At 44.0% G+C, this 6,865-nt stretch carries 8 protein-coding genes; 7 read left to right on the forward strand and 1 reads right to left on the reverse strand.

All coding sequences use genetic code 11. The features are described from left to right. Positions 1-77: 77 nt before the first annotated feature. The 3 genes from panC (at position 78) to yjgA (ending at position 2,621) form a co-directional block, all read left to right on the forward strand. Complete coding sequence (gene panC / locus JMX94_RS06770) at positions 78-980, forward strand: pantoate--beta-alanine ligase (RefSeq protein WP_201564371.1); 903 nt, start codon at positions 78-80, stop codon at positions 978-980. A gap of 40 nt (positions 981-1,020) precedes the next feature. Beyond that, positions 1,021-1,998, forward strand: coding sequence for an RNase adapter RapZ (gene rapZ / locus JMX94_RS06775; RefSeq protein WP_201564373.1), 978 nt, complete (start codon positions 1,021-1,023; stop codon positions 1,996-1,998). A gap of 110 nt (positions 1,999-2,108) precedes the next feature. Further along, complete coding sequence (gene yjgA, locus JMX94_RS06780) at positions 2,109-2,621, forward strand: ribosome biogenesis factor YjgA (RefSeq protein WP_201564375.1); 513 nt, start codon at positions 2,109-2,111, stop codon at positions 2,619-2,621. Between the two features lie 132 nt (positions 2,622-2,753). Here the strand turns inward: yjgA and JMX94_RS06785 are convergent, their stop codons facing one another. Next, entirely contained in the window at positions 2,754-3,374 is a 621-nt protein-coding gene (locus tag JMX94_RS06785) for a thiol:disulfide interchange protein DsbA/DsbL (RefSeq protein ID WP_183619492.1), read from the reverse strand. 502 nt (positions 3,375-3,876) lie between these two features. On the opposite strand from JMX94_RS06785, the gene ubiG reads away from it, so the two are divergent. From ubiG to JMX94_RS06805, 4 genes are all read left to right on the forward strand, one after another. Then, positions 3,877-4,737, forward strand: a complete 861-nt coding sequence (gene ubiG, locus JMX94_RS06790; protein WP_201564377.1) for a bifunctional 2-polyprenyl-6-hydroxyphenol methylase/3-demethylubiquinol 3-O-methyltransferase UbiG — start codon at positions 3,877-3,879, stop codon at positions 4,735-4,737. A 74-nt stretch (positions 4,738-4,811) separates the two neighbouring features. Then, on the forward strand, positions 4,812-5,522 hold the full coding sequence (locus JMX94_RS06795; RefSeq protein WP_201564379.1) for an HAD family hydrolase: 711 nt from the start codon (positions 4,812-4,814) through the stop codon (positions 5,520-5,522). Between the two features lie 128 nt (positions 5,523-5,650). Continuing rightward, positions 5,651-6,448, forward strand: coding sequence for a YciK family oxidoreductase (locus tag JMX94_RS06800; protein WP_201564389.1), 798 nt, complete (start codon positions 5,651-5,653; stop codon positions 6,446-6,448). 162 nt (positions 6,449-6,610) lie between these two features. Further along, positions 6,611-6,865 (forward strand): DksA/TraR family C4-type zinc finger protein, encoded by a 255-nt coding sequence (locus JMX94_RS06805; protein WP_201564381.1) that lies wholly within the window; start codon positions 6,611-6,613, stop codon positions 6,863-6,865.

Below are 6,865 nucleotides of genomic sequence, written 5' to 3' on the forward strand. Positions count from 1 at the left end.
GCTTTGAATTTAATGCTTTAAATTTAGTGTTTTGACGATTATCAGTAGAACAAGCTATCAGGATAAGAGTATTTACCATGCCAAGTATTCATCATCATATCTCAACCCTGCGCGCCGCCTTAAACCCTTATCGTGGTCAGCAAGATAGCCAGCAGCGTACTGCGTTAGTACCAACCATGGGCAATCTACATGACGGTCATCTTGAGCTGGTAAAGCTTGCCAAGCAGCATGCCGATATTGTCGTGGTGAGTATCTTTGTCAATCCTACCCAATTTGGCATCGGTGAAGATTTTGACAGTTATCCACGCACTTTAGAGGCAGATGTCGCCAAGCTTGCCACCGTTGGTGCCGATTATGTATTTGCCCCAACTATTGATGAGATGTATCCAGTATTACCGCCACCAACGTCAGTCCGAGCGGGAGAAATTACCACCCAGCTATGTGGTCAATCGCGTCCCAATCACTTTGATGGCGTCGGTATCGTTGTCTCTAAGCTATTTAATATTGTCCAGCCTGAGGTGGCCGTATTTGGCCAAAAAGACTATCAGCAATTGGCAATTATCCAGCAAATTGTGCGTGATTTAAGTTATCCGATTGAAATAATCGGCGCGCCTATTGTACGTGCTGCTGATGGTTTAGCATTATCTTCGCGCAATCAGTATCTAACTGAAGCTGAGCGTAATGTTGCTCCTGTGCTGCATAAAGAATTGCTCCGCTTAGCTGAGCAGCTAATGCAGAGTCAGCATCTCGAACAAGGTCTTGCGCCTTTATTAACAGAAACACAGGCACGCATCACTGAGGCGGGCTTTAAGATTGATTATTTAGAAGTTAAAACCGCTCAGCTCGATTCTTTAGAGACAGATGCTGCATCTGCAACTTTCAATGCAAATCAGCAGGATTTGGTGATTTTGGTTGCGGCTTGGTTGGGTAGAGCACGTTTATTAGACAATCAGTTAGTGACGGTCAAGCTGCCGTGCTGACAGAGTAATTCGCCAGACGCAATTATTAGGATGACGGATCATGAGTGCAAGTAAGGATGATAAGCAAGCACAGGCAAATGACAATTTAGCAAAGCCTATAAACGCGAAAGTAGAAAATAAAGATAGGCTAAGTATCTTGGTAGTATCAGGGCGTTCAGGCTCGGGTAAAACCTCAGTACTCAATATCTTAGAAGATTTGGGCTATTATTCTATTGATAATTTGCCTTTGTCATTGGTTCCTGAAGCGGCGCAAAAACTGGTCTGTGATAGTGGGATTAAACGCATCGCGCTGGGTGTCGATATTCGTACGCCACGTGCGGATTTGTCCAATTTTGCTGAAACACATGATGCGTTAAAGCAGAGATATGGCGAAGAGGCGGTCACCGTGGTATATGTGAAGGAGCAAGAAGAAACGTTGGTTGCGCGCTTTAATGCTACCCGCCGCATTCATCCGTTGATGGTGCAAGATACTAAAGGCATAGAGAATACCACTTATAATCTGCCAGCAGCGATTGAAAGAGAAATTCAGCTTTTGCAGCCGATATTTAAGCATGCGGATGTCAAAATCGATACCACTATGCTGAATATCCATCAGTTAAAAGAGCGCTTGCGTGATTATGTTGGGGCTGATAATCAAATAGTGATTAACCTGCTATCGTTTGGCTTTAAATACGGCAGCCCAATTGATGCAGATTTTGTTTTTGACGTGCGCATTTTGCCCAATCCGCATTGGAACCCAACGCTACGAGCCGCGACCGGTCTTGATATTGAGGTTGCTGAATTTTTTGCCGATTATCCAGAAGTAGCTGAGATGACTGAAGATATCGCAAAATTTCTTAATCGTTGGCTGCCTGATTTTCTGCATAACAATCGCCATACGGTCACGGTCGCTATCGGCTGCACGGGCGGCAAACATCGCTCGGTATTTATCACCAAGCATTTGCAAGATAAGCTGACCGCTGGCCTGCCTGAAGGTTTGACCGTTGTTGCTAAACACCGCGAAAAGAATCGTTGGTGATGCTTTCTTTGTAGCTAAAACTTATAAGCTGCAAGGTATAAATGGCAAAAATGCATTAACTTTATTATTTACTATCTATTATTTATTATCTCGAAAAATGGAAAGCTTTTATGATTGACTGGTCAGAACATGATATGCGCGTCTCGCGCACAGAGCTCAAAAAAGCTCATGAGCGCTTGCAAGCATTGTCGATACCGCTTGCCAGCTTATCGAAAAAACAGCTCAAAAACCTGCCAGCAAGTGATTACTTTATGGCGGAGCTGATGGCGCTTGCTGATATCACCAGTGCCAATGCGCGTAATCGCCAAACCAAGCGTGTCGGTAAACTTATCAGTGAAGAAAACCGCCATGAATTGGTCAAAGCCTTGTTTGATGCCTTTTTCCCAAAAGAGCAAGTTTCTAAAATCGAGAGTTGGTTTGAGCGCTTAAATATCAATGATGAAGGCACGCTTAAGCAGTTTGTTAAACAATATAAAGCCTCTGAGCGCAATAGTATGTATCAGCTGCTGCTTTGGATTGAGTACGCCAAGCATATGCAAGACGATGAGCTGATGGCAGAGTCTAAAGAGGATTTGGCCAGTTATATTCGGGAAGTGGCGATATTGTCGCAGCTAAAAATGTAGCCAATTATATTGGCTATGAGGCGGCGTTGCCGTTCATAATAACGACCCATAAAAAAGCCAATCAGTGATGATTGGCTTTTTATATTTTTCTATAAACTAATACTGGTTAATAAATAAATCATACAGACTGACTTATTTTTTCTCTGCACGTACTTTATCGACCAGATAATCAACTACTTTAGGGACGGTAGCGCTTTCGCCGGTCACTACATATTTACCATGGACAACAACCGCTGGTACGCCTGAGAGCTGATAACGCTTGGCGCCTGCTTGTGAGCGACCAATTTTTGTTCCAACCGCAAATGAGTTATATAGGCTGTTAAATTTCTTTTCGTTCACGCCTTGTGAGGCATACCATTTGCTCAATGACGCTTGGTCAAATAATTGCTTGCCGTCTTTATGTACCGCATCAAATAGCGCATCATGGGTCTTGTTTTCATAACCTAGTAATTGCGCGGCATAAAAACCACGGGCACTGGCTTCCCAAACTGGGTTAAGCGCTGCTGGGGTTTTAAAGAAGGCCACATCTTTATCTTTGGTTTTTGCCCATTTTTCCATATGCGGATTTAGGACGTTACAATGCGGGCAGCCATACCAGAAAAATTCACGCACAATGATAGCATCACCGCTGATTTTTTCTGGATTGTCTAGCACACGGTAATCTTTTCCTGCGACATAATTGGCGGCTTGTGCGCCCATATTGGCCAGCCCAATAGCACAAGCCAGACCAGTCAATGCGATGATACGTTTCATACTTGTTCCTTGAGGTGTCAAAATTTAAAATGTTTGGTGCAAATTTTCAGATCAAAAGTTGCTTAGCGCATTTATATAGGTTTGAAAGTAGATAAACGACAATGCATTATCTAAATTGTCTTCGCTAAATCGACCTATAATAGAGTACGGACTATAATAGCGTAAAATGCCCGCACTTGTGAACCCGATTCTTAACTAACGGTTGTAAAGCTGTGAGCTATTATTTAAGGTATCTTACTTATCATTTTTAAGCTGCTAGTTTTAGGCTGACAGCTATTAAGAATATTCAAAGTTATAAAACAGTTTCATTTTTTTAGCTTGTATAAAAGTCAGCTGCTTAATAATTATAATGCTGAAGTATTTACTGCCGCGATTCACAATCGGTGACGATGTACTCACGACAAAGTCGCCGCTCTCATGCTAATATTGGGCATACTGCTATTGAGCATGTCAGCATGCCTATAAACGATAATAACTATAATACCCATAAAGGAAAAACCCTATGAGCCAAGCTTTCTCTTCTGCCCAGCCTGTAAACAATAAATTGAACACTCAAGAAAATAATGAGCCAGCCACCAATACTGCTACTAGTGACTTTAACCAAAATACTGCTATCAATGTCGATGCCAGCGAAGTGGAAAAGTTCAATAACTTGGCAAGCGAGTGGTGGAATAAAACTGGCGCTTTTGCTACTTTGCACGAAATCAATCCGCTACGCCTTAACTGGATAGAAGAAAACGTGAAGCGCGGCTTTATGAGTGCTGATAGCAGTAAAACGGCAGAGATGGGGTTGGCGGGTAAAAAAGTCCTTGATGTCGGTTGCGGCGGCGGTATCTTGGCAGAATCAATGGCACGCCGCGGCGCTGATGTGACCGGTATCGACCTCGGTACCGAAAACCTCAAAGCGGCAGCCTTACATGCTGAGCAAAGCAACTTAAATGATACCTTGCGTTATCAGCATATTCCTATTGAGCAGTTAGCGGCTACCCATGCTGGTCAGTTCGATGTCGTGACGTGTATGGAGATGCTTGAGCATGTGCCAGACCCAGCTGCCATTGTCGAGGCGTGTTTTGCGCTATTGGCACCGGGCGGCGTTTGCGTGCTATCGACGATTAACCGCAATCCTAAATCGTATCTGTTTGCCATCGTTGGGGCAGAGTATGTATTGCGCCTGCTTGATCGCGGCACCCATGATTACGCCAAATTTATCACCCCAGCTGAATTAGATAAAATGGCGATAACGGCAGGCTTTACCCGTCAAGACATCATAGGACTGCATTATAATCCATTGACCAAGCGTTATTGGTTGGCACAAAACGTCGATGTTAATTATATGATGGCGGTACAAAAGCCACTGGCGTAAATCGTCTTTTATAAGCATTCCTTTTTGACCACTTTTTAAATCAATGTTTTAAATTAATATTAAGAGCGCCCGTTATGAGCCAATTTGTAAAAGCTGTCTTGTTTGACCTTGATGGCACATTAATCGATACTGCCGCTGACTTCGTCCGCATTATTGGTAAAATGAGCGGCGAAAATGATTGGCAAGCGCCACCTGAAGCCGAAATTCGTGAGCAAGTCTCTGCCGGTGCCTCGGCGATGGTACAGTTGATGCTGCGCCATAATGACCAACTTGAAGTCAGCGAATCTGAGTTACTGGAGTTTCGTCAGCAGTTCTTAGACGATTATGAAGCGGAAATCTGTGTCGATAGTTGTGTTTTTGATGAGCTTGAAGAGGTGCTGCGCGCATTAGAAGAAAAAAGCGTGCCATGGGGTATTGTGACCAATAAGCCGCGCTATCTCGCTGAGCAGTTATTAGAAAAAATGCAGTTAAATGAGCGTTGTTCGGTACTGGTGTGCCCAGATGATGTATCGCGCTCTAAACCCGATCCAGAGCCTATGTATGCAGCATTAGAAAGACTCTCTATCCCGCGCGGTGCCGCTGAAAGCGTGCTTTATGTCGGCGATCATATACGTGACATCGAAGCTGGCAAGGCTGCAGGCATGCCGACTATCTTAGCCGCTTACGGTTATATTCCGCCTGAAGATCAAAAAAACCTTAAAAAATGGGGCGCAGATTATATTACCGAAACCCCTGCAGACTTGAATAAGTTATTGCTTTCTTCTGGCAAGTTTGACTATTTATAAAGCAAATAAGCCTTATAAAGCAAATAAACCATTTAACAAAATAGCTATTAAGCACCCTACCTATTAAATAATAAGCAGTGAGTAATGCCATGAGTGACAATACTAATCAGCCTACTAGCCAAGAACAGATGCCATCAGCGGCGCAAGCTTCTGTACCAGCTGTATCGCACGACGATATTCGTAATTTTATACCGCCTGATGACTGTTTAGATGGTAAAACTATCTTGGTAACGGGTGCCGGTGATGGTATCGGGCGTATCGCCGCCTTAACCTATGCGCGTTATGGTGCGACGGTATTATTGTTGGGGCGTACTAGCAGTAAGCTTGAATACGTTTATGATGAAATTGAGAGCTTTGGCGGTAAGCAGCCAGCCATGCTACCGATGAATCTAGAGGGCGCAACCTATGCTGAGATGCAAAAATTAGAGAACTTGATTGCTAAAGAAGTCGGTCAGCTTGATGGTATCTTGCATAATGCGGGCATGCTTGGGGCTTTGACGCCACTTGAGATGTACGATGTTGATATGTTTGCCCAAGTAATGAAGGTCAACTTTACCTCCACCTTTATGCTCACACAAGCACTCCTGCCTTTACTTAAGGACGCAGCACATGGGTCTATCGTCTTTACCTCTAGTAGCGTTGGCACTCACCCTCGCGCGTTTTGGGGCGCGTATGCACTCTCTAAGCAAGCGGTAGAAGGCATGAGCGATATCTTTACCCAAGAAACGCAGAATACCACTAACTTGCGCTTTAACTGTATCAATCCTGGTGGTACCCGTACCAATATGCGCGCCCATGCCTTTCCCGGCGAAAATCCGATGAGCCTAAAAACCCCGGAAGATATTATGGGCGGTTATGTGTTTTTGATGAGTGATGAGAGCATCGGTGTGCGCGGTCAAGTGGTTGAGCTCCAACCAAAAGACTAATAATCACCTATAATCCTATTGCTTAGAATTTTTATAACTATTAATAGTATTTATAAAATTGCGTGTTTATTGAAATAAGCGACTTATAACCCCATCTATTTGTTATTAAAGACTTTTATAAATTATGATTTAAATATCGTTAATAAAAAATAGGATGGGATTATGGCAGGTGGCTGGTCAAGAGATGGGGCAGAGCATGAGCAAATGGATGCGACTGTCAACGATGCGTTAGAGCGGGCACGGCGTGCGCTGCCAACGGGTAAAAGTGCTGAGTTCTGTGATGAATGCGGCAACCCGATTCCAGAAGCGCGGCGTATTGCCGTGCCGGGTGTGCAGCACTGCGTTGGCTGTCAAACGGAGCTTGAACAAGAAGCAAAGGCGACTGAGCTATTTAATCGTCGCGGTAGTAACGACTGA

The sequence above is a fragment of the Psychrobacter sp. CMS30 genome (assembly GCF_904846565.1).
Lineage (GTDB): Bacteria > Pseudomonadota > Gammaproteobacteria > Pseudomonadales > Moraxellaceae > Psychrobacter > Psychrobacter maritimus.